We start from the raw sequence: 25,831 nt of genomic DNA on the forward strand, positions 1-25,831 counted from the left end.
TGGTATTGTTTTCGGACCCCCGCCCGTTTTAATACCGGCGCCCGCTTATCTTGCCGGCTCATCGAAGCCCGGCACCGGTTCAGCGTGCTACTTTCAGGTATGGTTCCCATCATTACACCGACCGGCACGGGGCTGCTGGCGGAGCTGAGGGCCTATTTTGGCCTATCCCAAGCCGACATGGCCCGGCTGCTGGGCGTGGTGCAGGCCCGCGTCGCGCAAGTCGAAACCGCCGGGCGGCTCCTGCCCGCGTCCGCCTGGCCGCGCCTGCGGGCCCTGCAAGCGGCTAGCCTAGCCCCGGCCACGCCCCTGCCCCCGCCCGATGTGGCCGCCCTGCGCCACCGCCTGGCCCAGTGCCGCGCCCAGGCCCAGCGCCTGCAGCTGCGGCTCACGTATGAGCTGCCGGCCCGCGCCGCCGCCGCCCGCGCCCGGCTGGCCGCCGCCGGGGCCCTGCCCACCGCCCTGGCGGCGGCCGAAGCCGAGGAGCCCCTGCCGCCCCGTGCCCGCGAAGACCAGCTGGGCCAGCTCACGCTGCTGCTCAACGGGGCGCGCGCCGAGTGGGACGAGCGCAGCGGCCCCGTGCCCACGGCGCTGCTCCGCGCCCGGCTGGCCGGCCTGCTGGCCGAAGCCGAAATGTTGGCCGGCGAACTGGCCAAAACCGCCGACGAACGGGTTGCTTAGAAAAATTACTATATCCTGCTGCCTCACCAACCAAATTCCCTTTTCCCTCATGGCCGGTACCTACTCCCTCCCTGACCTGTTGACCAAGGCCGACTGCGCCGCCGCCCTCCTGCCGATGCGCCTGCGCCGCGACGAAGCCGGCGCCGAAGCCAGCACCCTCGCCTTCACCTTGCAGACCTTCGGCGACCCCGCCGCCCGCAAGACCGAAATCACCCGGCTGAACACCAAGCTCACCGGCGTGCAAGCCGACCTGCTCACCCTGCCCGAAGGCAAGGAAAAGCGCGACACCGAAAACGAGATGGCCAGCTACCTGCGCCGCCGCAACACCCTGGTGGACCAGAGCGAAACCCACGGCGGCGACGACAAAATCCTGCTCGAATTCAAGCTCGAAATGGCCCACCAAACCAACACCGAAGCCACGGCCCTGGTCACGGCCATTGAGGCCCGCGAGGCCACGCTGACGGTTTGAGGCAGCAATTAAGTAGTCGTTCGGAAGTAAGCGTAGATTCCGGTCTGACCGCCCCAGGCGGTCTGACCGGTTGTCGGGAGAACAATTCCGCCCTGACGACAACCGGTCAGACCGCCTAGAGCGGTCAGACCGGAATCTACGCTTACTTCCGAACGACTACTTAGGAGTAGGGGCGGACAGCCCTCTTACCTCTTCATTCAACAAAATGCCCCGGTTGCGTTGCGCGGCCGGGGCATTTTGTTGTGGGCCGCGTAGCCGCCGCGCCCTTACCCGCCCACCGGCCGGGCCACGCTGCCCAGCATCAGCCACAGGTTCTGGCGCACGATGTCGCCCATCGAGTCGCATCTGGCGAAGGCCGTGGTGCGGTGGTAGCGGTTGAGCTCGGCCTTGAGCTGGGCCACTTTTTCGGGCGGGGCCAGCTCGTGGCGGCGCATCACGTCCAGCAGGTCGCGCAGGCGGTGGCGCTCGGCGCGGGCGCGGCGGGCCATCAGGGCGCGCTCCTCGGTCTGGTACTGGCGCAGGGTTTCGGGCTTGAGGTGGCGGGCACACATCTCCACCACGGCCGCGTTGTCCTTGAAAAACTGGGGCAGGTACATGGCCCGGCGGCCCTCGTAGCTCTGCTGGTCGAAGTCGATGGCCTTCACGCGGTACTGCTCGTCCTCAAAGTCGGGCGTCACGGCAATCACGTAGTTGTAGGCCCGCATGTCGCCCAGCAACCGCACGAAGCAGCGCTCATTGAACTTCACAAACTCCTTGGCGAGGCGCACCTGGTTGAGGTGGGGCAGGCTGAGGTGCAGCCGGATGAAGTCATCGCCGGGAATGCCCACTATGTGCTCCTCAATCAGCGTGTCGCCGCTCACCAGAAAGTTCATCGAATTGGGCGAGAGCAGGTGCTCCAGCTCCAGCCCGTAGAGCCGCGAGGCATCGGCCTGCTTCACATAGAAGTAGTCGTAATTGTCGTTGAGCTGGTTCACGATGCGCACCCGAAACGGCTTCGAATTCCCAAACTCGCAGTAGTCCACCCGGTCGGCCAGCAGGTGCTCGGTGAAGGACAGGTCGCCGGCCGTTTTCAGCAGCGCATACACTTCGGTGAGGCCCTGGCTGAGCTCGCGCAGGGCCTGGGGCTCAAAAAACACGGTTTGCCACAGCGTGTCGTGCCCCGTCCGGTCCAGCAGCGGAAACGAGCCCGTGAAATGGCGCAAATCGGCGTAGGTCACGGGCAGCTGCGTTTCGCGGTCGTAGGCGCGCAGGTACTGCCGCAGCGCAGGCGTGATGGGGTACGGCGGTTTTTTGTGGGAGATTTCCAAGGTGGTGGGATGGAAAAGGGGGCGAAAATAAAAGAACGTCATGCTTCGGCTGCGCTCAGCATGACGTTCTTGTTTGCAACGGCTTCCCTTACCCCGCCAGCTCGGCCACCAGCTCCACGTACTGCTGGCGGGCGGCATCTTTGCTGGTGCCGCGCAAGCCGTTCCAGGCGTCGAATTTGGCAATGGCTTTGAAGTCGAACCCGCCGGGGCGGTCGCCGGTTAAGTCGCCTTCGGTGGCTTGCTTGTAGAGGGCATAGAGCTGGAGCAGCACCATGTTGGAGGGCTTGCTGGGCAGCTGCTGGGCGCGCTGGCTGGCGGCTTCGAATTCTTCCTGCGTGGTCATCTGGAGGGGTTAAATGGAGGGTAAATATGAGCCAAACCGGGTTGTACCTTGGCGGCCCATTCACACAAACGTATGACGCGCAAATCTATTCACGCCGGGGCTACGGCCCTCCTGCTGCTGGCCGCACCAGCCGGCTTCGCCCAAAAAACCTACCTGCACTGCGGCCACCTGCTCGATGTGCGCAGCGGCAAGCTGCTCAGCCAGCAAACGATTGTGGTGGAACGCGACCGGATTACGGCTGTGCAAAGCGGCTACACCGCCGCCAGCGGCCCGCAGGACAAGGTCATCAACCTCGAAAACCGCACCGTGCTGCCCGGCCTCATCGACTGCCACGTCCACCTCGAATCGCAGTCGAGCCGCAACAACTTCCGCGAGCAGTTCACGCTGAACCCGGCTGACGTGGCCTTCCGCGCCCAGGGCTACGCGCTGACCACGCTGCGGGCCGGCTTCACCACCGTGCGCGACTGCGGCGGCTCGGGTGTGAACACCAGCCTGCGCAATGCCGTGGCCCAGGGGCTGGTGCCGGGCCCGCGCATCTACTCGGCGGGCATGGCCATTTCGGCCACCGGCGGCCACATGGACGACACCGATGGCCTGAATGAAGACCAGATAACCAGGGCCGGCCACCCCATCAACCTCGCCAACGGCCCCGACCAGTGCCGGCAGGCCGTGCGCGAGCAGTTCAAGCGCGGCGCCGACCTCATCAAAATTGCCAGCACTGGCGGCGTGCTCGACCTGAGCAAGGACGGCACCGGCGCCCAGTACACCGAAGCCGAAATCCGCGCCATTGTGGAAACCGCCCGCGATTTGGGCATGCGCGTGGCCTGCCACGCCCACGGCGCCGAGGGCATCAAGCGGGCCGTGCGGGCCGGCGTCACCAGCATCGACCACGGCTCGCTGATGGACGACGAAGCCATTGCGCTAATGGCCAAAACCCGCACCTGGTACGTGCCCACGCTCATTGCCGGCAAGTCGGTGGCCGATACCACCCGCACCCATCCGGGGTATTTCCCGCCCGTCATCGCCGCCAAGGCCCTGGACGTGGGCACCAAAATGCAGGGCACGTTTGCCCGGGCCCACAAGGCCGGCGTGCGCGTGGCCTTCGGCACCGATGCCGGCGTGTACCGCCACGGCCAGAACGCCAAGGAGTTCGGCTACATGACCGAGGCCGGCATGTCGCCGCTCGAAGCCATCCGCACGGCCACCCTCAACGCCGCCGACCTGCTGGGTGAAACGGCGGACCTGGGCGCCATCGAGGCCGGCAAATACGCCGACGTGGTGGCCCTGGACGGCGACCCGCTGAAGGATATTACGGCCCTGCTGCGCCCCACCTTCGTGATGAAAGCCGGCGTGACGTACCGGCAGGAATAACGCCTTTGGCTTAATGAGGAACAGGCATTTCTTAGTGCCCGGCCACCGACTGCTGGTAGAGCGTGGTAACGCGGTAGAACCCGGTTTTGCGGTCGAAATCGGTCAGGCTTTGGTCGATGCGCAGGGAGCTCACGGCCCCGGCGAAGCGCGGATTGCTGGCCGCGTACAGCTCGCGCAGGTAGCGCGGGGTGAGCGGAAAGATGAGCCCGCTCAGGCCGAGGCTGAAAAAATAGCGGGGCGTGTACGTGTTCAGCGTTTGCCCGCCAATGCCGCCCGGTGTAGCAATGACGGGGCCCATTCGCGCATCCTCCACCAGCACGGTGGTGCTGGAATACACGCAAAGCGTATCGGCGTGCTCGAGCTGGTATTCCTGGCCCCGATAAAACCGGACGGTGTGGCCCTTGCCCGACACGTAGCCCCACACGCTGTCGGGGGCCACGCGCAGCTTCACGCTGCGGGCGCCCTGCAGCGCCACCACCACCAGCTGGCCGCGCTTGTCGGGGTAAAAAGCATCGGTGCCGGCAGGCCGGGGCTGGCGGTGCCGGTAGGCCGCAGCCGAGCGATAGGCCCCCGGCGGCGGGCCCGGCTGCTGGGCCTGGGCCCGCCCGGACGCAAGCAGCCCAATAAGCAAGAACGGAGCGAAACGCATACAAAACAGGGGCAGGTGCCCGGCAAATCTACGGTAGCCATCCTGGCCGGGATTAACCGGGCCGCAGAATGTGGTGGCCATTGCCGAACTTTGGGCAGCACAACTTCCGCCGCCCCGGTAATCATTCCCTCCTTCATGAAAAAGACTTTGCTGCCGCTGCTGCTCGCGGCCCTCACGCTTGCCCACGGCACCGCCGGTGCCTGGGGTTTCTTCGGCCACCGCACCATTGCCCAGGTGGCGGTGTACGAGCTGCCATCGGCCATGCAGGCGTTCTATTACCGGCACATGGCCGAAATAGTGGCCCAAAGCACGGCCCCTGACGAGCGCCGCAACGACGACCCCACCGAAGCGCCCAAGCACTTCATCGACATGGACCATTACTCCGAAGACGACCCCTTCGGCAAAATGCCCCGGCAGTACGACAAAGCAACCGAGAAATTTACGGCCGATACGCTGAAGAAGTACGGCACCGTGCCGTGGGTCATCATTGAAATGAAGGACAACCTCACCGAGGCATTCCGGCAGCGCGATACGTTGCGCATCATCAAGTATTCGGCCGAGCTGAGCCACTACGTGGCCGATGCCTTCGTGCCGCTGCACACCACCATCAACTACGACGGCCAGCTCACCGACCAGAAGGGCCTGCACGGCCTCTGGGAAAGCCAGCTGCCCGAGCGGTTCATCAACGACTACAAGCTGGACGGCGAGCCGGCCAAGTACGTGAAAGACCCGCTGACGGCCGTCTGGGAGGTCATTCAGCAGAGCTACGGCTTCCTGGGCGAAACCTTTGACCGGGCCAGCAAAATCGAGAAGGTGATGAAGCCCGACGTGCGCTACACCTTTGCCCACAAGTACGGCAAAACCACGCGCCGCTTCTCCGACGCCTTCGCCGATGCCTACGAGAAAGGCGTGGGCGGCATGGTCGATTTCCGGCTGAAAGGAGCCCCTACCCTGGTGTCGTCGCTCTGGCTCACGGCGTGGCAGGACGGCGGCAAGCCCGACCTCGGCCCCATGATGACGCCCAGCAAGCCCAGCAAGGACGAAAAAGAAAAGCTCGCCACCGAGCTTGCGGCCTGGAAGAAAAACACCCTGCCCCAGGACCAATTGCTGCTGGCCCAGCAGAAAGCCAAAAAAGTGGAAACCGTCGACGAAATCAAATCGGCGAAGGACATGGCCGCGCCGCCCGCCGAAGAAACCGAGCCCACCCCCGCCGAAGCCCCGGCCCCAGCCGAGGCCGCCACGCCTGCGAGTGCTCCGGCACCAGCGACCGACAAGGTCAAAGTGAAAACCAAAAGCAAGGCCGGCAGCGAGAAAACCAAGCAAAAAGCCACCAAGCTGGAGTGGTAAAACCGCCTGGCTAACTTCTGCAAGCCTTCTTGAAAAAGCCCGTACCGCCCGGTACGGGCTTTTTTGTGGCGGTACTTGCCGGTCTGGCCCGGCCCGAATTCTTATCTTGCCCAGGTCTTCGGTCCCACTCCTGTTCTCATGTCCACTTCCTTTACCAGCCGGCTGGCCATGCTTGGCCTGGCGTTGCTCGCGGCCTGCAACCAGGCGCCGCCCGCCACCGCCCCCACCAAAACCGCTCCGGTTGTTCCCGGCCCCGACCTGGCCACCCTCACCGACAGCGCCGCGCCCGCCGCGCTGCTGGCCTACGGCCGCCAATACCCCGGCTCCGAAGTGCTGGTGCATACCCGGCTGGGCACCATTCGGGTGAAGCTGTACGACGACACGCCCATCCACAGGGCCAATTTCCTGCTGCTGGCCCGCAAGGGCGTGTTTGATGAAACCATGTTCAACCGCGTGGTAAAGGACTTTGCCGTGCAGGGCGGGCAGACCTACAACGCCCGCACCATCCGGCTGAAGCGGTACCGCCTGCCGCCCGAAATCCGGCCCGGGCATTTCCACCGGAAAGGCGCCCTGGGCATGGCCCGCTACGACGACGAGCAGAACCCCCACCGCCTGTCGTCCAACACCGATTTCTACTTTGTGGTGGGCGAAAAGCTGGCCCCCAACCAATCGCAGGCCATGGCCGGCCGCAAGCTCTCGCCGGCCCAGGTGCGGGCCTACGCCGAAGTGGGCGGCGTGCCCTCGCTCGACGGCCAGTACACGGTTTTCGGCGAAGTAACCGAGGGCCAGGACGTGGTCGATAAAATTGCCAACGAGCCCGTGGAGTCCGACAAGTGGCCGGTCAGGGATATCACCATGAAAGTGGAAGTGGTGAAATAGCGCCGCAGTATCCGCCTGCGCCGGTCCGACCGCCCTAGGCGGTCCGACCGGTTGAAGGGAGAACGGTTCAGTAAACAACGACAACCGGTCGGACCGCCTAGGGCAGTCGGACCGGCGCAGGCGTCAACCAGACGGTTACCGCTGCACCACTACTTACACACCAAAAAGGCCCATTTTCGACTGGAAACGGGCCTTTTCAGTAAAATTCAGGCGGATTACTTCACCACGCAACGGGCCTGGTAGGCGGCCGTACCGGTGCGGTAGCGTAGCACGTAGGCCCCACTGGCCAGGCCCGCTACGGGCACCTCGCCCAGGCTGCCGCCGTCGGAAGCCTGGTGATAAACCACGCGGCCCACGGCGTCCAGCACCTCAAGCGTGGCCGGGGCTACCGGGCCGGTGTATTCATAATAAACGTGGCCGCCTTCGGCAATGGTCGGATAGACGTGGAAGCCGGGCTCAGCCCCTTCGAGGCGCACGGAGCGCACGGGCGAGTACGTGATTTGGCCACTCAGGTCGGTTTGGCGCAGGCGGTAGTACAGCAGGTCGCGCTTGGCCGGCAGGTGTGCATCGCGGAAACCGTAGGTATTTTGCGAAGTGGCGTTGCCGTGGCCGGCCACAAAGCCCAGCCCATCGAACGCCAGGCCATCGAGGCTGCGCTCCACCGTGAAGCCGGCGTTATCTTTTTCCGAAGCCGTGGCCCAGCGCAGCTGCACGGCCGCCGGGCCGTCAGGCGCGGCCTCAAAGGTGAGCAGCTCCACCGGCAGCGGGTTGGCCTCGCTGCTCACCGTGAAGCGGGCCAGCGTGGGCGACGTGGCGCTCACCGTATAGCTGGTGAACGCGGAGGGCGTGCCCAGCCGGCCCCACGCCGTACCCGCCGTGGCCTGCTGCCAGGGCCGGACCGGCGAGGTGGTGGCCAGGCCGTTGTTATCGTCGGGCAGCCAGGTGAGGGTGAAGGGCACGGGCGCGGTGGGCTGCGCGGCGGGCACCACGGTCCAGATGCGGTCGATGCCTTTGGTGTTGTTATTCAGGTTGGTGCCGTAGCTCACGTTGGGCAACAGCAGGCCGGCGGTGCGCGTCACGGTCACGGCGCCCAGGGCCTGGCCGGTGCCGTCGAGGCTCAGGCCGTTGCCAAAATCCACTAAGGAGGTTACGGCGGCGCGCTGCACCTGCAGGTTGCCCACCACGTAGCGGCCGGTAGCTTCGCCCACCACAGTGGCCCCATCGGGCAGCAAAACGGTTGAGGTAGCCGGGGTGCGCACCATGCCCTGGGTCAGGAGAAGTTGGTTGGTAATGATAAGGGCGGTGCTGGCTGGCAGCAGCACGGCGGTGGTGTTGCTGGTGGGTTTGGCCACTTCCATCCGGTAGAAGCTGGCCCCGCCGGGCGTCACGGTCTGGTCGGCCGCGCCGGTGAAGCGCAGCAGGCCCGTGCCGGCGGCCACCGTGCCGGCATTGGTGAAATCGCCGGCCACTTCCACGGTGCCGTCGTTGGTGAGGGTGCCGCCCACTTTGTTGAGCACACCGCCGCTTGCGCTAATCGTAGCCCCGGCCTGCACCGTCACCTGGGCCCCGTCAATGGTCAGTACCTGGGCGATAGCAGCTTGAGAAATAGCCACCAAAGCCAACAGTAGGGCAAAGTATAGTCGTTTCATCAGCTCAAAGGTTAGTTTACCAAATATACAATTTACTCTATTAATAACCCAGAACTTCCGCAATTAAAAAGGCCCGCCCCCAAGGGGAGCGGACCTTCTCGTATCGGGCGCGGAAACAGTTTTCCGTGCGTGATTCAATGGATGCTATGCAAATGCCTTACCAAATTTTGGCGCGGTCGGCCGTGGGGCGCACCATCTTGTCGCCTTCCTTGCAACCAAAGGCCGCGTGAAACTCCGGCATGTTCTGCAGCGGGCCGTTGGTGCGGAACTCCTCGGGCGAGTGCGGGTCGGTCATCACCTGCTGGCGCACGTACTCGGGGCGGGCGTGCGAAGCCCAGATACGGGCCCAGCCCAGGAAGAAGCGCTGCTCGGGCGTGAAGCCGTCAATCGACTTGCCGCCCTTGTACTGCGCCGTTTTCATAAAGGCCTGGTGGGCAATGGTGAGGCCGCCGAGGTCGGCCAGGTTTTCGCCCATGGTCAGGTTGCCGTTTACGTGCACCGAATCGAGCGGCGTGAAGGCGTCGTACTGCTTGCCCACTACCGCGGCCTTGGCCACAAACTTTTCGCCGTCTTCCTTGGTCCACCAGTCGCGCAGGTTGCCGCTGGCGTCCGACTTACGGCCTTGGTCGTCGAAGCCGTGGGTCATCTCGTGGCCAATCACGGCGCCGATGCCGCCGTAGTTCACCGCGTCATCGGCCTTGGGGTCGTAGAACGGGGGCTGCAGAATGCCGGCCGGGAACACGATTTCGTTCATGCTCGGATTGTAGTAGGCGTTCACCGTGGGCGGGGTCATGTTCCACTCGCCGCGGTCAATCGGCTTGCCAAACTTCTTGAGGTTGTCCCGCGACGACCATTCGGCGGTGGCAAACAGGTTGTTCAGGGCACTCTCCCGCGAGATTGTGAGGGCCGAATAGTCCTTCCACTTGTCGGGGTAGCCAATTTTCACCGCAAAGGCGTTCAGCTTTTTCAGGGCCTCGGCCTTGGTGGCGGCGCTCATCCAGTCGGCCGCCTGAATGCGTTCGGCGTAGGCGGTGCGCAGGTTTTCCACCATGGCTTTGGCGCGGGCCTTGGCTTCGGGGCTGAAGGCTTCGTCGACGTAGAGTTGGCCAAAGGCTTCGCCCAACGCGCCGTCGGTGGCCCGCAGGGCGCGCTTCCAGCGGGGCTGCTGCTGCTTGGCGCCGCTCAGCACTTGCGCGAAGCGGAAGGATTCGTCGCCGTAGGCCTTGGGCAGCGCCGACGTCACGGCCGCCACCAGGTGCCAGCGCAGGTACTGCTTCTGGTCGGCCAGGGGCTCTTCTTTGAACATGGCGCTCACTTCCTTCAGGAATTCGGGCTGGCCCACGATGATGTCCTTGGCATCGGCCAGGCCGCTGTCCCTGAGCAGCAGCGGCACGTTCAGGTTGGGGTAGTCGGCGGTGGCCTGGGCCACGGTTAGCTTGTTGTAGTTGCTCTCGCGGTCGCGCAGGGCCACCCGGGTGCGGGAAGCCTTGGCGAGGCGGGTTTCGATGCGGGTGACGGCGGCGGCGTTCTTTTCGGCCGTGGCCTGGTCGTCGCCCAGCATCTTAAAAATGTTGACCTGGTAGGTCTGGTACGCGGCCCGAATGGTTTTGGAGCGGGCGTCGTCCTTCAGGTAGTAGTCGCGGTCGGGCAGCGAGAGGCCGCCCTGGCCCATGCGCACGGCGTACTGCGTGCTGTTTTTGCTGTCCTGCGTCACCCCGAAACCGTACCACCCCGTGGCAAATGACTTGGGGTCGGCCAGGTAGTGCTGCATGGTGGGCAGGTCGTTGATGGCCGCAATCTGACTCAGGCGCGGCTGGAGGTATTTCAGGCCGGCTTTTTCGATGGCCATGCTGTCCATGGCGGCGGCGTGGAAGTCGCCCACTTTTTGCAGGTTGGTGCCGGGCTTGGCCATGCGGTCGCTGGCCGCCTTGTCCAAAATGCGGCGCTCGATGGCCTGGTTGCGGTCGCCCAATTCGTTGAAAGAACCCCAGCGCGACTCAGCCGCCGGGATGGGATGGTTTTTTACCCAGCCACCCGAAGCATACTGAAAGAAATTGTCGCAGGGCGAGGCCGTCAGGTCCATATTGGCCCGCGAAACGCCAACCCCCGTTTGGCCTGGGACAGCCGGGACAGTGGCTTTCGTCTTGCCCACGCTGCTGGACTTGGTTTTGACTTTAGTCTGGGCCTGCGCTGTTCCGGCTACCAGGCCCAGCACCGCCACCGACAAGGCCGCACGCCGCACAAATAAAAAATGGGTCATAGTGAAAAGTAAAATAAAACGGTCTAATTAATGCGAAGTGCAAGTTACAACACCCGATTGCTGATAAAAATGCAAAAAATAAAAAGAAAGAATGAGGGATTAGCAATTTTGCTAAATCCCTCATTCTTCCTTTTTACTTACAATGTGCTACCGACGGGCTTACCAGATTTTGGAGCGGTCGGCTTGGGCGCGCATCATTTTGTTGCCGTCCTGGCAGCCAAAGGCTTTGTAGAACTCGGGCATGTTCATCAGCGGGCCGTTGGTGCGGAACTGGGCCGGCGAGTGCGGGTCGGTCTGCACCTGCTGGCGCAGGTATTCGGGCCGGGCATTCGTGCGCCAGATTTGGGCGTAGGCCAGGAAGAAGCGCTGCTCCGGGGTGAAGCCTTCAATCTTGGCCTGGGCCTTGGCTTGCGGGGTCTTCTCAAACGCTTGATAAGCAATGGTGAGGCCGCCGAGGTCGGCCAGGTTTTCGCCCATGGTCAGCTTGCCGTTCACGTGCACCGAATCCAAGGGCATGAAGGCGTCAAACTGCTTGCCCACGATGTCGGCCTTGGCGTTGAACTTGTCGGCGTCCTCCTTGGTCCACCAGTCTTTCAGGTTGCCTTCGGCGTTGTACTGGCGGCCCTGGTCGTCGAAGCCGTGGGTCATTTCGTGGCCAATCACGGCGCCCACGCCGCCGTAGTTCACCGCGTCGTCGGCCTTGGGGTCGTAGAACGGGGGTTGGAGGATGCCGGCCGGGAACACAATCTCGTTCATCGGCGGGTTGTAGTAGGCGTTCACCGTGGGCGGCGTCATGACCCACTCGTTGCGGTCAATCGGCTTGCCAAAGTGGTTGACTTCCTCTTTGTTGGCCCATTCCTGGGCGGCAAACAGGTTGTTCAGGTACGACTCGCGCGAGATGTTCAGGCTCGAATAGTCCTTCCACTTGTCGGGGTAGCCGATTTTCACGGTGAAGGCGTTCAGCTTTTTGAGGGCTTCGGCTTTGGTGCCGGCGCTCATCCAGTCGGTGGCCTTGATGCGCTCGGCGTAGGCCACGCGCAGGTTTTCAATCATCTGCTTCACCCTGGCCTTCGATACGGCCGAGAAAGCCTTGTCGACGTAGAGCTGGCCAAAAGCCTCGCCCAAGGCGCGGTCCGTCGAGCCCAACATGCGCTTCCAGCGGGGCTGCTGCTTTTTGGCACCCGTCTGCACTTGCGTCAGCTTGAAGCTCTCGTCGCCAAACGCTTTGGGCAGGGCCGGCGTCACGCTGTTCACCAAGTGGAAGCGAAGGTACTGCTTCTGGTCGGCCAGGGGCTCCTCCTTCAGCATGGTGTTCACTTCTTTCATGAACTCGGGCTGGCCCACGATGACTTCCTTGGCCGCGGCCAGGCCGTTTTCTTTCAGCGCCAGCGGCAGGGTCAGGTTGGGGTAGGCGGCGTCGGCCTGGGCCAGCGTCATCTTGTTGTAGTTGGCGTAGGGGTCGCGGAGGTCGACACGGCTTTTACTGGCTTTGGCCAGACGGGTTTCGATGCGCTGCACGGTCGCGGCGTTGGCTTTGGCCACCGCCTCGTCATCGCCGAGCAGTTTGAAGGTATTCACCAGATACGCGTCGTAGGCCGTGCGAATGGCTTTCGAGCGGGCGTCTTCCTTTAAGTAGTAGTCCCGGTCGGGCAGCGAAAGGCCGCCCTGGCCCAGCTGCACCGCGTATTGGGTGCTGATTTTATCGTCCTGGCCCACGCCCGAACCGTACCACACGCTACCGGCGTGCGCCTTGGGGTCGGCCAGAAACTGCTGCATCTCGCTCAGGTCCTTGATGGCCGCGATGCGGTTCAGGTGCGGCTGCAGGTACTTGAGGCCAGCCGCCTCAATGGCGGCCGAGTCCATGGCCGAGGCGTAAAAATCGCCTACTTTCTGGGCGTTCGAGCCTTTGGGGGCCTTGGCGGCATTCTTGGCGGCATCGTTCAGGATGGCGCGCAGGGTGGCGTTGTTGTGGTCGGCCAGCTCATTAAACGAGCCCCAGCGCGACTCAGCGGCCGGAACGGGGTTGTTTTTGAGCCAGTTGCCCGAAGCGTAATGAAAGAAGTCCTCGCAGGGCTTCACCGACGGGTCGATGTTGGCGATGTTGATGCCAACCCCCTTCTGCGGCGGGGTGGTGGGAGGCGTGGTGGGCGGCCCGGCCGCGATGGTGGCAGCCAGGCTGCCCAAACCGAGAACGGCCAGGCTTAGCCGCCGTGCAAGAAACATTGAAATCATGAAGTGGGAATTAGGTTGGGAAATAATGCCGTGAAGTTAGGGACACTTGGCCTTCACAGCAGTTGCACGAACGCCGCAAATATCCGCGTGGGTTCCTCTTCCAGCGCCACTGCACCGCCTGCTCCCCGTAACTTGCACCCATGCCGCTCTACAACCGCCGCCCGGAGCTTCCCCCCGTTCTGCCCCCCGCCCCGCTGGGCCTGGCCGACTTGCTGGGCCGGGTGCGCCAGGCGCTGCAGCAGCAACTGGCCGATTCCTATTGGGTAGTGGCCGAAGTGGCCGAGCTTACCCTGCCCCGTTTCGCCGGCGCGCACTGCTACCTCACCCTCACCGAGCAAACCACCGACGGCAGCGGCGTACCCGTGAAAGCCCAGGCCCGGGCCACGCTCTGGAGCCAGCGCTACCAGCAGCTGGCCCCGGCGTTTGAGCGGCACACCGGCCAGCCCCTGCGCCCCGGCCTGAAGCTGCTGCTGCGGGTGCAGGTGCGCTTTCACGAGCAGTATGGCCTGAGCCTGGATGTGGTGGCCATCGACCCCAGCTACACGGTGGGCGAGCTGGCGTTGCAGCGCCTGAAAACGCTGCGCCTGCTGGAAGAAAAAGGCCTGCTGGAACGCCAGCAGCTGCTCACGCTGGCGTTGGCGCCGCAGCGGCTGGCCGTTATTTCGTCGCCCACCGCGGCGGGCTTTCAGGATTTTGTGCAGCAATTGCAGGAGGCACCTTATGATTTTGCGCTCACGCTGTTTCCGGCCGCCATGCAGGGCGACGAGGCCCCGGCCAGCATTCGGGCGGCACTGGATGGCGTGCGGGCCCGGCGCGGGCAGTTCGATGCTGTGGTGATTATCCGGGGTGGGGGCAGCCGCACCGATTTGCTGGCCTTCGATGAATATGGCTTGGCGGCGGCCGTGGGGGCATTTCCGCTGCCGGTCCTCACCGGCATTGGCCACGAGCGCGACGAGGCCGTGGTGGACCTCACCGCCCACCGCGCCCTCAAAACCCCAACGGCCGTCGCGGCCTTTCTGGTCGAGCGCCTGGCCCGGCTGGAGGCCGTGGTGGTGGGCCTGGGCGAGCAGGTAGCCGCGCTGGCCCGCCGCCAGCTCAGCCAGCGCCACGCCCGCCTCGACCAGCTCAGCGGCCGGGGCCGCTACGCCGCCCACCGCCAGCTCGACGATGCCCGCGATGCCCTGCGCGCCCGTGCCCGGCAGGCCGTCCAGGGCCCGCGCGAGCAGCTGCGGCAGCTGGCCGTTAGTCTTGGGCGCTTCCGACACCAGCTGCCGCAGGCGGCCCGGCGCACCCTGGCTCACGAACACCAAGGCCTGCGCCGGCGCGGACGGGTGCTACTAAAACGGTTCAGCCGCCACCACCATCGGCGACGCGAAAACCTGCTGCGCCGCCGATTCCAGCTACAGCTGGCCCTGGAGCGCCACCTGCACCGCGCCGAGCTGCGACTGGTTCAGTTAGCAGCGAACAGCGAGCAGTTATCGGTCCGTACTGCCTCCCCAAAATCCCCCGGACAACCAGCAACGAACAACAGACAACGAACAACATAAAATGACTTACCGCGAAGCCATTGAGGAATTGGAAACCATCCTCCGCGCCCTCGAAACCGATGCCGTGGATGTGGACGACCTCACCACCCGCGTCGAACGCTCGGCCGAGCTCATTCGCCTCTGCCGCCACAAGCTGCGCCACGCCGAAACCTCGCTTGACCGCATCTTCGACACGCTCGATGAAGAGGAAGAGAATGAGGATGAGGAAGATAATGAGGATGAGCCGCCTAAAGAAACAAGTGATGAGGACGAAGAAGTGGAAGAGGACGACGATGGGGAGGAAGCAGATGAGCACGACGACCTGGCCGGTGGGCCGGGCCGGGCGTGGTAGATATTTTTTAATTTAATATCGTTCTTTCGCGCCAATGCCTATATTTGGCGCATTCATCCAATACAAACTTCTTTTGTTTCAATTTTTTTTCTGCAAAATTTTATGGCATTTAATGGTTCTGAAGGTAGCGCGATTGACATCAGCAAGGCGCAGGAGTGGAACGGTAACTACCGGGCAGCCCACCCACAGCCCAATGAGGTTTACTCCTATTTCTTTGGGTGCGACATTCTTCAGAAGATTTTGAAACAACCCGGCTGCATGGGCATTCGCATTTACTATGGGCTCGACGGCTCGGTGTCCAAGCTGGTAGCCGTGGGGGCCAATACCGACGAAGATGACCAGATTTACGGCACCTTCATCGTGGCAGATGATGTGCCCAGCGGCCCGCCGCGTAGTGGCGTGTCGAACGTGCTTAATAGTTAAATGCCCCCACCGCTTTACCGCCCAGCTATGGCCGAAATACTACTACAAATCATGCTGGGACTGGTGTACGTCATGCAGGCGAGCACAGTGGTGCCCATGACAGTGGTATGGTGGCGAAGGAAGCATTTTTCGCCGCCCATAAAGCTGCTGAGCTGGTACGTGTACCTGTCCCTCGCCTCATCGGCGGGAGCCTATTTGCTGTATCCGGCTTACTTGCCGACCAACTACTGCTTCATCGTCGGCTTTAACCTGGGCAAAACCGTGCTGTTTGGCGCGGTGTACTACCAGGTATTAACCCTGGCCAGCACTCGTCGCATGGTGTTGTGGCTCACTCTGGCAGGCATAGCCATGGTGGTCGGCGTAATTGGCTTCAGCTTCAGTATTAGCCTGGTGGCAGCCTCCGTTAGCCGGGTGACGCAATGTGCCCTGCTTGCCGGGTTTGCTTTGCTTTACCTTGAGCAAACCCTAAACGGCCCTGCCACTCGCCGCCCCACGCATGACCCGCTGTGGCTGCTGAGTGTAGGGCAGCTGCTGTATTCAGCCGGCACGGTCACGGCCTTTAGCACAGATTTGATGCCAGCCTCTGAATTTAATTTTTACGTGAAGTTTTCCTTTGTTTCCGTATCGGGCCTGGTCTTCAATTATTTTCTGACCCTGGCTTTCCTACGCGCAAAGCCAGGCAATGCCACCGTGCTGACAGCCGCAAATGAGAATACTGCAGCCGCCGGCAAACTGGCTCGCTTCTGACCTCTGGCCGCTGGCATACGTTGCTGCCGAATGCTAAGCGGGGCACCCCGCTTTGTACATGTCTTTACCTTATTTTGTGATGCTTTTTTCTTGTTTTTAATCGCGACCTGAACCATTGCGGCTGCGCTACATATATTAGCTGCCCTGTTGCTATGTTAGTTTAACAGGCCGGCGCTTCTTTTCGCCATTTTTTGTGCAACCTGTCTACCAGGTGCCTTCATGTGACAAACCTTTTACCGTTGCTGCTACTCACCCCTACATTGCTCCTGCTCGTACTTGGGCTGGTGTGGTTTGTGGTACGCTATCAGCGTGGGCAGTTGCGCCAGCAACAGGAATTGGCGCAGTTGCAGGAAGCCGCCCAGCAGCAGGCCCTGGCGGCGGCCCTGGTGGCCCAGGAAGACGAGCGCCAGCGCATTGCCGGGGAGCTGCACGACGGCGTGGGCACCATTCTGGCCCTGGCCAAGCTGCATTTGTATGCCCCCGGCAGTCCGCCCTCGCCCGAGGCCAGCGACCTGATTGACCAGGCCGTGGCGGAGGTGCGCCGCATTTCGCGCAACCTGCAGCCGGCCACGCTCCAGCAGCTGGGGCTGGTGCAGGCACTGCGCGCGCTGGTGCAAGCCGTGCCCACCGAGAGCGGACCGGAAGTGCGCCTGGAGCAGGAAGGCCCGCTCGGCCGGCTCATTCCGCCGCACGAGCTGATGGTGTACCGCATTGCCCAGGAGCTGCTCACTAACGGCCTGATGCACGCCCAGGCCCCGCATATTGTGCTGCGGGTGGCCACCGTGCCCGGCCTGCTCACCCTCACGTATTCCGACGACGGCCAGGGGTTCGACCTCGCGGCGCTGGAAGAATTGCCGCCCCCCGGCCCCCACGGGCAGCCCGTGGGCATGGGCCTCATCAACCTGCGCAGCCGGGTGGCCGTGCTGGGGGGCCAATTGCACTATCATTCCGCGCCCGGCGGCGGTACCCGCGTCGAGGCCGTCTTACCCGTCACATTGCTGCCCGCCGGCACTCCCACCCCGTCTTTTACCCTAAACTCATGAATTCCCCTACCGCTTCCGGCGCCGTTCCCGTTCGGCTGGCCATTGTTGATGACCATATTTTGTTTCGCAAAGGCCTGCGCGCCCTGCTCAGTGGCTACGCGGGCATTGAGGTGGTGTGCGAGGCCGGCAATGGCCAGGAACTGCTGGAGCTGCTGGACCAGGGCAGCAGCCCCAATGTGGTGCTGATGGACATGCAGATGCCCATTCTCGACGGCCTGCAAACCACTCGCCTGCTGCGCACCCAGTTTCCCGCGGTGCGCGTGGTCATCATTTCCATGCACGACGACCCTTCCCTGGTGAGCACCGTGCTGGCCGAAGGCGCCCACAGCTACCTCGTCAAAAACACCTCGCCCGAAGAAATGCGCAGCGCCGTGCTGGCCGCCGCCGCCGCCGGAGCCCGGTAAGGCCGCGCCCGCAACGGACAGCCCAGACTAGTCGTCTACAGTTTGCCTTCGACACCTAAAACAAACGGCCCCGGTTCCTGATGCAGGAACCGGGGCCGTTTGTTCTTCCTTCCGCAGGCTACAGCGTAGCGGAGAGGCCCACCGTGAAGGTGCGGCCTTTGTTGAAAAAGGCTTGCAGGTTGGCCAGGTTGGTGTTGGTATTGGACGGGTTCGACACGTCGGTGAAGTAGAACTCGTTCAGCACGTTGAGGATGGAGCCTTTCAGGCCGAAGCGTACTTTATCGCCAAATAAGGGCTTGAAATCGTAGCCCAGGTGCAGGTCGAGGTTGCGCGAGGTGGGCAGGCGGTACGAGTCGGTGCTCGATGAGGCGTCGAGGATGGCCTCGGGGTTGAAGGCCGCGTAGTACTTGCTGAAGAGCAGAAACGAGGGCCGGATGAAAGCCCCGCGGAATGGCTCGTAGCGCAGGCCAATCTGGAACTGGTTCTGGGCGGCGTCGCCCACGTGCACGTTGTTGAGGTACACCGGCTGGTCAACCTGGTTCACTTGGGTGCCGTCTTCCTTGCTCTGGTTCAGCAGGCCCTTGCCAATCCAGCGCCAGTCGCCGAGCGAGATGGCGGCGCTCAGCTGCAGGCGGCGGCTGATTTCCTGGGCCACGCTCATCTCCACGCCCATGTGGCGGGCATCCACGTTGCGTACGCTGCTGTAGATGGCCCCGTCGGCCGAGCTCGCAATGGAGTTGGTGGTTTTGTTGGCCCACAGCGTGTAGTAGGCGTTCAGCGTCACCTTCATGCTGGGGTAGGTGATGCCGTAGCCGATTTCGGCGCTCGTGATGCCCTCGGGTTTCACGTCGCGATACCGGAGGCCCGTGCTGGTGTACACGCCGTTGAAGAGCGGGATTTTGTTGTTGAAGCCGACGTTGAAAAACACGTTGTCGTGCTCGGTGAGGTTGTAGTTGGCTCCGCCCTTCACGCTGAAGCCGTTGAAGCTGGCCCACGGCGTTTCGAAGTAGGTGCCGTCGCTCTGGATTTTCTGAAAGTAGTCGATGCGCTTGTAGTTCACCTGCGAAACCGTGCCGCTGATAACGGCCGAGAGCAGCGGGGTCTTGTACTCAAGCTGGGTGTACCCGCCCAGCCAGTGGGTTTTGCCGTCGTAGTTGAAGCTCAGCTTGTCGCCCACGTACAGGCGGGTGTTGGGCGCGGCGTTCTGGTCGCTGGCGTTGATGGCGAAGTTGCCCCCCAGCAGGTCGCGCACTTCGCGGTAGTGCGTACCGGTGTAGTCGCGGCCGTCCACGCCGGCCGACAGCGTCAGCTTGTCGTTCAGCAGGTAGTCAGCCCCCACCACGAAGCCGTACCAACGGTGGCTGTTCACGCTGTTTACCAGGAAGTTCGACGACTGCTTGGTGGCGTTGTTGTAGTTGGCATCGTACACGGTCTGCACCCCGTTCAGGCCCGTGATGGCGTTCAGGCCCAGCGAGCCGCCGCCGTTGCCGTAGGAGGCGTAGGCCACCGTGGAAACGAACAGCCGGTCGTTCACCTGCCACAGGTCGTTGAAGTTAATCTGGGGCTTGTGGTAGTAGTTGGTGCGGGTGTTCACCACCTCCTGGCCATTGCTCACCTTGGCCCCGCCCACGATGGTGTAGCGGTCGAGGTAGCCCCAGTAGGGGTTGTAGGCGAAGCCTTTGTCACCGTCGGCGCGCACGGTGGTCCCGATTTCGCGGGCCTTTTCATTGGAATAGACGCCAACGAAATCCGGAAATGCGCCGCGCTGGCCGTGGCTTTGGGGCGAGCCCAGGCCGGTGAGCGACAGGTTATGCCGGCCGAGGCGCTTGCTGACAGTGCCAAAGTATGTCCAGGCATCATCGAACGCCTTGTCGACCCAGCCGTCCTGAGTACGACGCGAACCGTACACCGTCACGGCCCAGTCGCCTTTCAGCTGCCCCGTGCTGAGCATGAGCGAGTACTTGCGGTAGTTGTTGGAGCCGGTTTCGACGCGGGCCAAGGCCCCTTTCCTGGCATCGGAGCCCTTGGTGAGCACGTTGATGGTGCCGCCCACCGAGGGCACGGCAATCTTGGAAGCCGACAGGCCGCGCTGCACCTGCAAGGACTTGGTGACGTCGCCTAGGTCCCAGTTGCTCCAGAATACGGCGCCGGTTTCCATGTCATTCACGGGCACGCCGTTCACGAGCACGGCCACGTTGCGCTGGTCGAAGCCGCGGATATTGATGCGCGAGTCGCCGGTGCCGCCGCCGCCCTGGGTGGCGTACACGCCGGGTGTCTCGTTGAGAATCATCGGCAGGTCGCGGTTGGAGAGGGTTTCGCGGATTTTCACCTCGTTCACGGCCGAGAAGGCCACGGGGGTTTCGCGCTCCTGGGCCTGGGCAGCCACTACCTGCACTTCCTCCAGGCTGGCGTTGTCGGAGGCGAGCGAGAAGGTGGCCACCACGCTCTGGGTCGTAATTTTCACGACCTGCGATTTGGGCCTGTAGCCCACGAAGCTGGCCTGCACCGTGTACGTGCCGGCGGGCAGGCCGCTGATTTTGTAGGAGCCGTCGGCATCGGCCCCGCCGCCGGTGCTCTGGCCATTGCCGGAAACCTGCACGGTGGCACCGGGCAGGGTTTCACCAGTCACGCCCTCGAGCACGCGCCCCCGAATGGAAAAGGTGTTCTGAGCCAGAGCCGGCAGGGTAAGTAAAACGGCGAAAAGAGCAGTAACAAAGTGCTTCATACCAAAGAAAAGACCACCCGGCACACTCCGGGGACAACAAATATACAGCACGGGCGGGGCTGGCCGTAGCCCCTGGCGCGTAAAGCTTTGGTGAAGAAAGCAGGCACGGCGGCGGCGGCGCCGTAGCGTTGGGATTAAAAGGCCTGGAAAGGCTTTTTTAGGCCACTGGAAAGTCAGTAGTTTTGGCGAATGAACCGTCTTCTACCTTTCTGCCTGGCTTTTGCCGCCCTGCTGCTGGCCCGCCCCGGCCAGGCCCAATCTGCCTACCGCTTCGACCTGAAGGCCGAAAAACTCGACGTGCCCGCCGGCCCCTGGCAAGTGGCCCGCGTGCTGGACCTGCGCGCCGACCGCAGCCGGCTGGGCACCGTGCACCGGGGCATGAACAACGCCGTGGTTTCGGCCGATTTCACCCAGCCCCTGGCCGCTGAGCTTCAGCAGTTTCTGCGGGCGCAGCTACCCGCCGGCCCCGGCACCCGGCCCGTGCTGATGCGCGTGTTTACCCTGGCCCTGAACGAGCAATTGCGCGCCAGCGCCGAGCACGCTGAAACCGAGTTAGTGGCCGATTTCCTGGAGCCCCAGCCCGATAGCACCTTCCGGCTGCTGCTGGCCGTGGGCGAAACGGCCCAGCGCGGCGGCCTCGACGTGACCAAGCACCACGCGGCCAACATTGCCCTGGTGCTGCAACAAGCCCTGCGCCAGCTGGAAGCCCTGCCCGCCCCCACCGCCGAAACCCTGAGCCGGGCCGATGCCCTGGCCGGCCGGGGCGGCGCGATGGCCCAGCGCTTCCCCATTCAGACGGCGACGGCTCCGAAGCGCGGCTTCTACCGCAGCCTTCAGGAATTCCGCAACAATGCGCCAACCGAGCCGCAGTACCCGTTTGCCATCACGCACGTTGCCCACCCCGGCAAGCGCTGGGCCGGCACCGACGAAGCGCAGCCCACCTACCTGGGCACCGACGACAAGCACCCCAACCGCCCCGTGCCCACCTCCGACCTGTGGGGCCTGAGCGACGGCACCGAAATGCTGATTGCCTACCGGCACAGCTTCTACAAGCTGCTGCCGGCCGCCGATGGCCGCACCTATACTTTCATGGGGCCACCTGTGTTCGATGAGAAAGCCGCCGCCAACATGGCGGGCGCGGCGGCCATGGGCGGCCTGCTGGGGGCGGCCATCGCGGGGGCAGCCAACTCGGCCGGGGCGCTGGACCTCTACGAAATGCACCTGGCCAGCGGCCGCGTGGTGCCGGTGGAGCAGGCCGGCCAGACAGATGCCGACGGCTTCGCCATTGCCCCCGACACGGCCAAAGTGTACGTGTACCGCCGCAGCGACCCCGCCAAAGACCAAACGGTAGCCATCGGCGCAGCCAACCAGCCGGCCCAGCCGCTGCACACCTGGCAATGGACGGCCATCACCTGGACCGACCGCCGGAAGGAGCTGAAAGTCTGCGCGCAGCTGGGCACGGGTCCCGAAGCCTGCCGCGAATTCGTGCCCGATTTCAGTCATCCTTCTTATCTGGAATGCGTGGTACCGGCGGACGGCGGGGCGCCGGAGCTGCGGCCGGTATCGGTCAAGGAAGGCCAGTTTGAGATGAAGCGTATCCAGCGGCTGGCCAGGGCGGCGGGCAATTAATCACCCACTCAACCACTGGCTTCATCTCTCTGCCATGCCCGGTCTTTTACCCTTTTCACGGCTATTGCGACGGGTGCGCCTGCTGCTGATACTGGCGGTTCTGATAGCGGGACGGGCGGCCCAGGCCCAGATTTATTACCTGGACCTCAACCAGCAAACGCTGGACATCCCCAACCGTGCTCTGGTTGTGGAGCAGGTGCTGGATGGCCGTCCCAATCAAGCGGCCGCAATCGGCACGGTGTACCGGGGGCTGAACAACCGCCCGGCGGCCGCTTTTTTCCGGCAGGGACTGGGTCCGGAACTCACTGCCTGGCTAAAGCTGCAGCTGCCTTCGCGGCCCACCGACCACGCCGTGGTGCTGTGCGTGCGCCAGCTGCGGGTGAGCGAGGTGATGAACGGCATGACCGAGCTGGCCGCGGCCGACCTCGCCCTCGATGTGTATGCCCACCTCCCCGACGGCTACCACTTTGTGCGGAGCGTGGCCGCGCATACTAACGTGCGCGCCCTCGAAACCACGGCCATCCATGCGCCGCACATTGCCAAAATGCTGGAGGACTGCCTGCTGCAGCTGGCCGGGGTGGACTGGGCGCGGGCATCCCGATTACCCGTCCACACCCTGGCCCAGCTGCCCGCCGACAATCCGCTGAAAACCGCCCGGCCCGCCGTGCTACGGGCCAGTGCCCCCCGCCGCGGGGTATATTTTCTCTTCGAGCAATTCCTGAACAACCGGCCCGATACGGCCACCCAGCTGCGCCTCGACACTCTGCGCCTGACTGCGGCGGGCTGGGAAGGCACGACGCTGCTACGCCCCAGGGTGCACACCGCCACCGGCGACCGGGTGGCGCCGCGTGAAGTGTGGGGCTTTTCGGACGGCCGCCGGGCCTACATCCGCCACGGCAAAGTCTACCGCCTGCTGAACCGGCAAGACGATTTTTATACGTTTGTTGGGGCCGCGCCGCTCGATGTGCAGGCTGTCAACCAGCGCTCCCAGCAGTATGCCGCCGCGGGCGCGCTGGGGGCCATACTCGCCAGCCCCGACGACAACACGGGCCAGCCGGCCGCCTTTGCGCTCGACATGCGCACCGGCCAGGTGGCGGCTTTCCCGCCACTGGGCCAGGCCCAGCCCAGCGATACGGCCTTCGTGTACGTGTACCGCCCGCTGAGTGGGTCCCCGGCCCCTCAGCGCATCATGCTCGATGACCGGGAGATGGGGCAGCTGCGGCCGGGCGAATATGTGGAGCTGGCCTGCCCGCGTTTCGGGCACATTGTGCGCCTGAGCAGCGGAATGGCGGGTGGCGCCGCGCTGCTGCTGGTGCCCAACGCCGCCGCCGCCAACTACATCAAACTACAGGACAGCCCCAAGCCCGGCGCCTGGCAATGGATGCCGGCCCGGGAAGGCGAGGCCGAAGTTGACGCGCTGGAGAAGCAGCATAGAAGATAGGATAAGTTGTTCGGTATCAGTTGTTAGTTGTTAGCGGGCAGACAATATCCTGGCTGACAACTAACAACGAGCAACTAACAACCCGGTCACTGTTGAACGACTGCGCAAGCAGCGGCTACGCCAGCTCCACGGCCGGGTCCCAAAACAGCTGGTCGAAATCCACCACCCGGTCGTCCTCCACGCGCACGCCTTCGGCTTCGAGGGCTTCCTGCATGGCGGTGGGGGTGGCAAAGTGCAGGCGCCCGGTGAGGTGGCCCAGCCGGTTCACCACGCGATGCGCGGGAATGGAAGCATCGGGGTGGGCGCCCATCATGGCGTAGCCCACGGTGCGGGCGCCCTGCCGCGCGCCGAGGTAGTGCGCAATGGTGCCGTAGGTGCTCACGCGGCCGGCCGGAATGAGGCGCACCACTTCGTGCACGTCCTGGAAAAAATTGCGCGGCTCGGGCGCGACGGAGGCAGTTGGCTTCATCGGGACGAAGATAGTTTCGGTCAGGGTGATGTTGCCCTACGTCTATTTGTCGGAATCAGAAGCAACCTTCTGAGCAAAATTTGCACTATGTACGTTCGACTTGGCTCTGTGGCTGTCTTTGCCGGCAGCCCGTGCCGTATACGCTACGAACCCCCAGCGCCGCTCGTGCGTTCTTGTCTTCTATGCCATTGGAAAACTCCACCGTTGCTCCGCCCCCCAACTGGGCTACTTCCACATCTGCGCCAACCCCCACGCCCCCTCCTGCTGACCCCACCCCCGACACGCCCCCGAAGCGCACGCGGGGCTGGCTGGGCTGGCTGATTGCGGCCGTGCTAATCGCGGGTTTGGCCTGGGCCAAAGTCAAGTATTTCCCCAGCCCTACCGCGGGCGAAAAAGGAGGCGGCAAGGGTGGCGCCGGGGCCGGCAAAGGCGGCAAAGGCGGCCCCGGCGGCGGCACCAAAGTGCCTGTGCAGGTGTACGTGGTGGCTGCGACGCGCCTCTCCGACGAAGTGGCTTCCACCGGCTCGGTGATGGCCGACGAATCGGTGACGATTCAGAGCGAGATTTCGGGCAAAATCACCAGCCTCAACATTCAGGAAGGCCAGCCGGTGCGCAAGGGCCAGTTGCTGTTCACCATCAACGCGGCCGACGTGCAGGCCCAGCTGCAAAAGCAGGAATACAACATCAAGCTCTACCAGGACCAGGAAAAGCGCCAGCACACCCTGCTCGAAAAAGAGTACATCAGCCGCCAGGAATACGAGCAGAGCAACAACGCCCTGCTCACGGCCCAGGCCGACTTGCAGGCCCTGCGCGTGACGCTGGCCAAGGCCTTTGTGCGGGCCCCGTTCGACGGCGTATTGGGCCTGCGCAACACCTCGGTGGGTGCGTATGTGTCGCCGGGCACGGCCATTACCACGCTCTCGCGGGTGTCGCCCGTCAAGATTGATTTCAACGTGCCAAGCCGCTTCGCGCAATCGGTGCGCGTGGGCGACCCCGTGCTGGTGACCGACGAGGCCACCACCAAGAAAATCGAAGCCAAAGTATACGCCATCAATCCTCAGATTGACCCCGTTTCGCGCACGCTGCCGGTGCGGGCCATCTACCCCAACAAGCACCTGGAGCTGCGCCCCGGCGGCTTTGTGAAGGTGAACCTGGAGCTGGGCGAAACCGACGAGGCCCTGCAAATCCCGACCGAAGCCGTGGTGCCCGTGGCCAGCGGCTACACGGTATTTGTGGTGCGCAAAGGCAAAGCCGCCGTGCAACCCGTAAACATCGGCGTGCGCTCGGATAAAGTCATTCAAATCACGAAGGGCCTGGCCGTGGGCGACTCCGTCATTCGGACCGGCATCCTGCAAGTAAAAGAGGGCGACCGGGTTTCCATTCAGAAGTAATGCCGGCCCTGGCGTTTTTTTCAGTTCGGTATTTTCATGAATTCAGTCGCCCCCGTCGCCCATGTGGAAGTCAGCATTCGCCCGGCTTGCGAAGCCGATGCGAAGGTGCTGGCACTGTTGATGGCGGAACTTGGCTATCCAACGCAGGAATCGGTGTTGCGGGAGCGGTTAGCGGCGCTCCCGCAAGCTGGTGACCAAGCACTTGTTGCTATTACAGGAGCACAGGTGCTGGGTTTGGTTGTGCTACACCGCACCCACTTTCTGCATCGTGCGCCCGATGGCCGCATCGTGACACTGGTGGTTGCCGCAGCCCAGCGCAGCAACGGCATTGGGGCGCGGCTGGTAGCCGCCGCCGAGCAAGTTTTTCGGGCCTGGGGCTGCGGCCGGGTCGAAGTGAGCAGCGGCGCAACCCGCGAAAACGCCCACCGGTTCTACCGCCGCCAAGGCTACGCCGAACAGTCCAAGCGGTTTGTTAAAGAGTTGGCTTCCTGATTTTA

Annotated in this window: 23 protein-coding genes; 15 read left to right on the top strand and 8 right to left on the bottom strand. The window is 63.6% G+C overall.

Annotation, left to right across the window (positions count from 1 at the left end; translation table 11 throughout):
- Nucleotides 1–99: 99 nt before the first annotated feature.
- Entirely contained in the window at nt 100–678 is a 579-nt protein-coding gene (locus tag J4G38_RS15430; protein ID WP_210517851.1) for a hypothetical protein, read from the top strand.
- 49 nt (nt 679–727) lie between these two features.
- Nucleotides 728–1,147, top strand: a complete 420-nt coding sequence (locus tag J4G38_RS15435; protein WP_210517853.1) for a hypothetical protein — start codon at nt 728–730, stop codon at nt 1,145–1,147.
- A 266-nt stretch (nt 1,148–1,413) separates the two neighbouring features.
- Here the strand turns inward: J4G38_RS15435 and J4G38_RS15440 are convergent, their stop codons facing one another.
- Together J4G38_RS15440 and J4G38_RS15445 are read right to left on the bottom strand one after the other, a co-directional pair.
- Nucleotides 1,414–2,496, bottom strand: a complete 1,083-nt coding sequence (locus tag J4G38_RS15440; protein ID WP_210517855.1) for a hypothetical protein — start codon at nt 2,494–2,496, stop codon at nt 1,414–1,416.
- Between the two features lie 46 nt (nt 2,497–2,542).
- Nucleotides 2,543–2,797, bottom strand: coding sequence for an acyl-CoA-binding protein (locus tag J4G38_RS15445; protein WP_210517857.1), 255 nt, complete (start codon nt 2,795–2,797; stop codon nt 2,543–2,545).
- Nucleotides 2,798–2,869: 72 nt separating this feature from the next.
- On the opposite strand from J4G38_RS15445, the gene J4G38_RS15450 reads away from it, so the two are divergent.
- The gene (locus tag J4G38_RS15450; protein WP_210517859.1) at nt 2,870–4,168 is read left to right on the top strand and encodes a metal-dependent hydrolase family protein; all 1,299 of its coding nucleotides are present in this window, start codon (nt 2,870–2,872) and stop codon (nt 4,166–4,168) included.
- Nucleotides 4,169–4,199: 31 nt separating this feature from the next.
- On the opposite strand, the gene J4G38_RS15455 is transcribed toward J4G38_RS15450, so the two are convergent.
- The gene (locus J4G38_RS15455) at nt 4,200–4,817 is read right to left on the bottom strand and encodes a hypothetical protein (RefSeq protein ID WP_210517861.1); all 618 of its coding nucleotides are present in this window, start codon (nt 4,815–4,817) and stop codon (nt 4,200–4,202) included.
- A gap of 135 nt (nt 4,818–4,952) precedes the next feature.
- Between J4G38_RS15455 and J4G38_RS15460 the strand changes: the two genes are divergently transcribed.
- Both J4G38_RS15460 and J4G38_RS15465 read left to right on the top strand, forming a co-directional pair.
- Nucleotides 4,953–6,164, top strand: a complete 1,212-nt coding sequence (locus J4G38_RS15460; protein WP_210517863.1) for a zinc dependent phospholipase C family protein — start codon at nt 4,953–4,955, stop codon at nt 6,162–6,164.
- A gap of 138 nt (nt 6,165–6,302) precedes the next feature.
- Nucleotides 6,303–7,043 (top strand): peptidylprolyl isomerase, encoded by a 741-nt coding sequence (locus tag J4G38_RS15465; RefSeq protein ID WP_210517865.1) that lies wholly within the window; start codon nt 6,303–6,305, stop codon nt 7,041–7,043.
- A gap of 215 nt (nt 7,044–7,258) precedes the next feature.
- On the opposite strand, the gene J4G38_RS15470 is transcribed toward J4G38_RS15465, so the two are convergent.
- The 3 genes from J4G38_RS15470 to J4G38_RS15480 form a co-directional block, all read right to left on the bottom strand.
- Complete coding sequence (locus J4G38_RS15470; RefSeq protein WP_210517867.1) at nt 7,259–8,692, bottom strand: hypothetical protein; 1,434 nt, start codon at nt 8,690–8,692, stop codon at nt 7,259–7,261.
- A 157-nt stretch (nt 8,693–8,849) separates the two neighbouring features.
- Nucleotides 8,850–10,952 (bottom strand): M13 family metallopeptidase, encoded by a 2,103-nt coding sequence (locus tag J4G38_RS15475; protein WP_210517869.1) that lies wholly within the window; start codon nt 10,950–10,952, stop codon nt 8,850–8,852.
- Between the two features lie 159 nt (nt 10,953–11,111).
- Nucleotides 11,112–13,184, bottom strand: a complete 2,073-nt coding sequence (locus J4G38_RS15480; RefSeq protein WP_226163452.1) for a M13 family metallopeptidase — start codon at nt 13,182–13,184, stop codon at nt 11,112–11,114.
- Nucleotides 13,185–13,324: 140 nt separating this feature from the next.
- On the opposite strand from J4G38_RS15480, the gene xseA reads away from it, so the two are divergent.
- The 6 genes from xseA (at nt 13,325) to J4G38_RS15510 (ending at nt 17,679) form a co-directional block, all read left to right on the top strand.
- Complete coding sequence (gene xseA / locus J4G38_RS15485; RefSeq protein ID WP_210517871.1) at nt 13,325–14,731, top strand: exodeoxyribonuclease VII large subunit; 1,407 nt, start codon at nt 13,325–13,327, stop codon at nt 14,729–14,731.
- A 1-nt stretch (nt 14,732) separates the two neighbouring features.
- A complete protein-coding gene (gene xseB / locus J4G38_RS15490; protein WP_210517873.1) occupies nt 14,733–15,062 on the top strand; it encodes an exodeoxyribonuclease VII small subunit in 330 nt (109 codons plus the stop codon).
- Nucleotides 15,063–15,164: 102 nt separating this feature from the next.
- Nucleotides 15,165–15,485 (top strand): hypothetical protein, encoded by a 321-nt coding sequence (locus J4G38_RS15495; protein ID WP_210517875.1) that lies wholly within the window; start codon nt 15,165–15,167, stop codon nt 15,483–15,485.
- Nucleotides 15,486–15,512: 27 nt separating this feature from the next.
- The gene (locus J4G38_RS15500; RefSeq protein ID WP_210517877.1) at nt 15,513–16,232 is read left to right on the top strand and encodes a hypothetical protein; all 720 of its coding nucleotides are present in this window, start codon (nt 15,513–15,515) and stop codon (nt 16,230–16,232) included.
- Between the two features lie 260 nt (nt 16,233–16,492).
- A complete protein-coding gene (locus J4G38_RS15505; RefSeq protein ID WP_210517879.1) occupies nt 16,493–17,275 on the top strand; it encodes a sensor histidine kinase in 783 nt (260 codons plus the stop codon).
- Entirely contained in the window at nt 17,272–17,679 is a 408-nt protein-coding gene (locus J4G38_RS15510) for a response regulator (RefSeq protein ID WP_210517881.1), read from the top strand. Before J4G38_RS15505 ends, J4G38_RS15510 begins: the two co-directional genes overlap by 4 nt.
- Before the next feature lie 118 nt (nt 17,680–17,797).
- Here the strand turns inward: J4G38_RS15510 and J4G38_RS15515 are convergent, their stop codons facing one another.
- On the bottom strand, nt 17,798–20,404 hold the full coding sequence (locus J4G38_RS15515) for a TonB-dependent receptor (RefSeq protein WP_210517883.1): 2,607 nt from the start codon (nt 20,402–20,404) through the stop codon (nt 17,798–17,800).
- Nucleotides 20,405–20,593: 189 nt separating this feature from the next.
- On the opposite strand from J4G38_RS15515, the gene J4G38_RS15520 reads away from it, so the two are divergent.
- The gene (locus J4G38_RS15520; protein ID WP_210517885.1) at nt 20,594–22,033 is read left to right on the top strand and encodes a hypothetical protein; all 1,440 of its coding nucleotides are present in this window, start codon (nt 20,594–20,596) and stop codon (nt 22,031–22,033) included.
- A gap of 34 nt (nt 22,034–22,067) precedes the next feature.
- Nucleotides 22,068–23,474 carry a hypothetical protein gene (locus tag J4G38_RS15525; RefSeq protein WP_210517887.1) on the top strand — a complete coding sequence of 469 codons (1,407 nt, stop codon included), beginning with the start codon at nt 22,068–22,070 and terminating at the stop codon, nt 23,472–23,474.
- Between the two features lie 115 nt (nt 23,475–23,589).
- On the opposite strand, the gene J4G38_RS15530 is transcribed toward J4G38_RS15525, so the two are convergent.
- Entirely contained in the window at nt 23,590–23,943 is a 354-nt protein-coding gene (locus J4G38_RS15530) for an MGMT family protein (RefSeq protein WP_210517889.1), read from the bottom strand.
- Nucleotides 23,944–24,131: 188 nt separating this feature from the next.
- On the opposite strand from J4G38_RS15530, the gene J4G38_RS15535 reads away from it, so the two are divergent.
- Both J4G38_RS15535 and J4G38_RS15540 read left to right on the top strand, forming a co-directional pair.
- Nucleotides 24,132–25,334 carry an efflux RND transporter periplasmic adaptor subunit gene (locus tag J4G38_RS15535; protein ID WP_226163454.1) on the top strand — a complete coding sequence of 401 codons (1,203 nt, stop codon included), beginning with the start codon at nt 24,132–24,134 and terminating at the stop codon, nt 25,332–25,334.
- A gap of 36 nt (nt 25,335–25,370) precedes the next feature.
- Entirely contained in the window at nt 25,371–25,826 is a 456-nt protein-coding gene (locus tag J4G38_RS15540; protein WP_210517891.1) for a GNAT family N-acetyltransferase, read from the top strand.
- The last annotated feature ends 5 nt before the right edge of the window (nt 25,827–25,831 follow it).

The sequence above is a fragment of the Hymenobacter terricola genome (assembly GCF_017921975.2).
Classification (GTDB): Bacteria; Bacteroidota; Bacteroidia; order Cytophagales; family Hymenobacteraceae; genus Hymenobacter; species Hymenobacter terricola.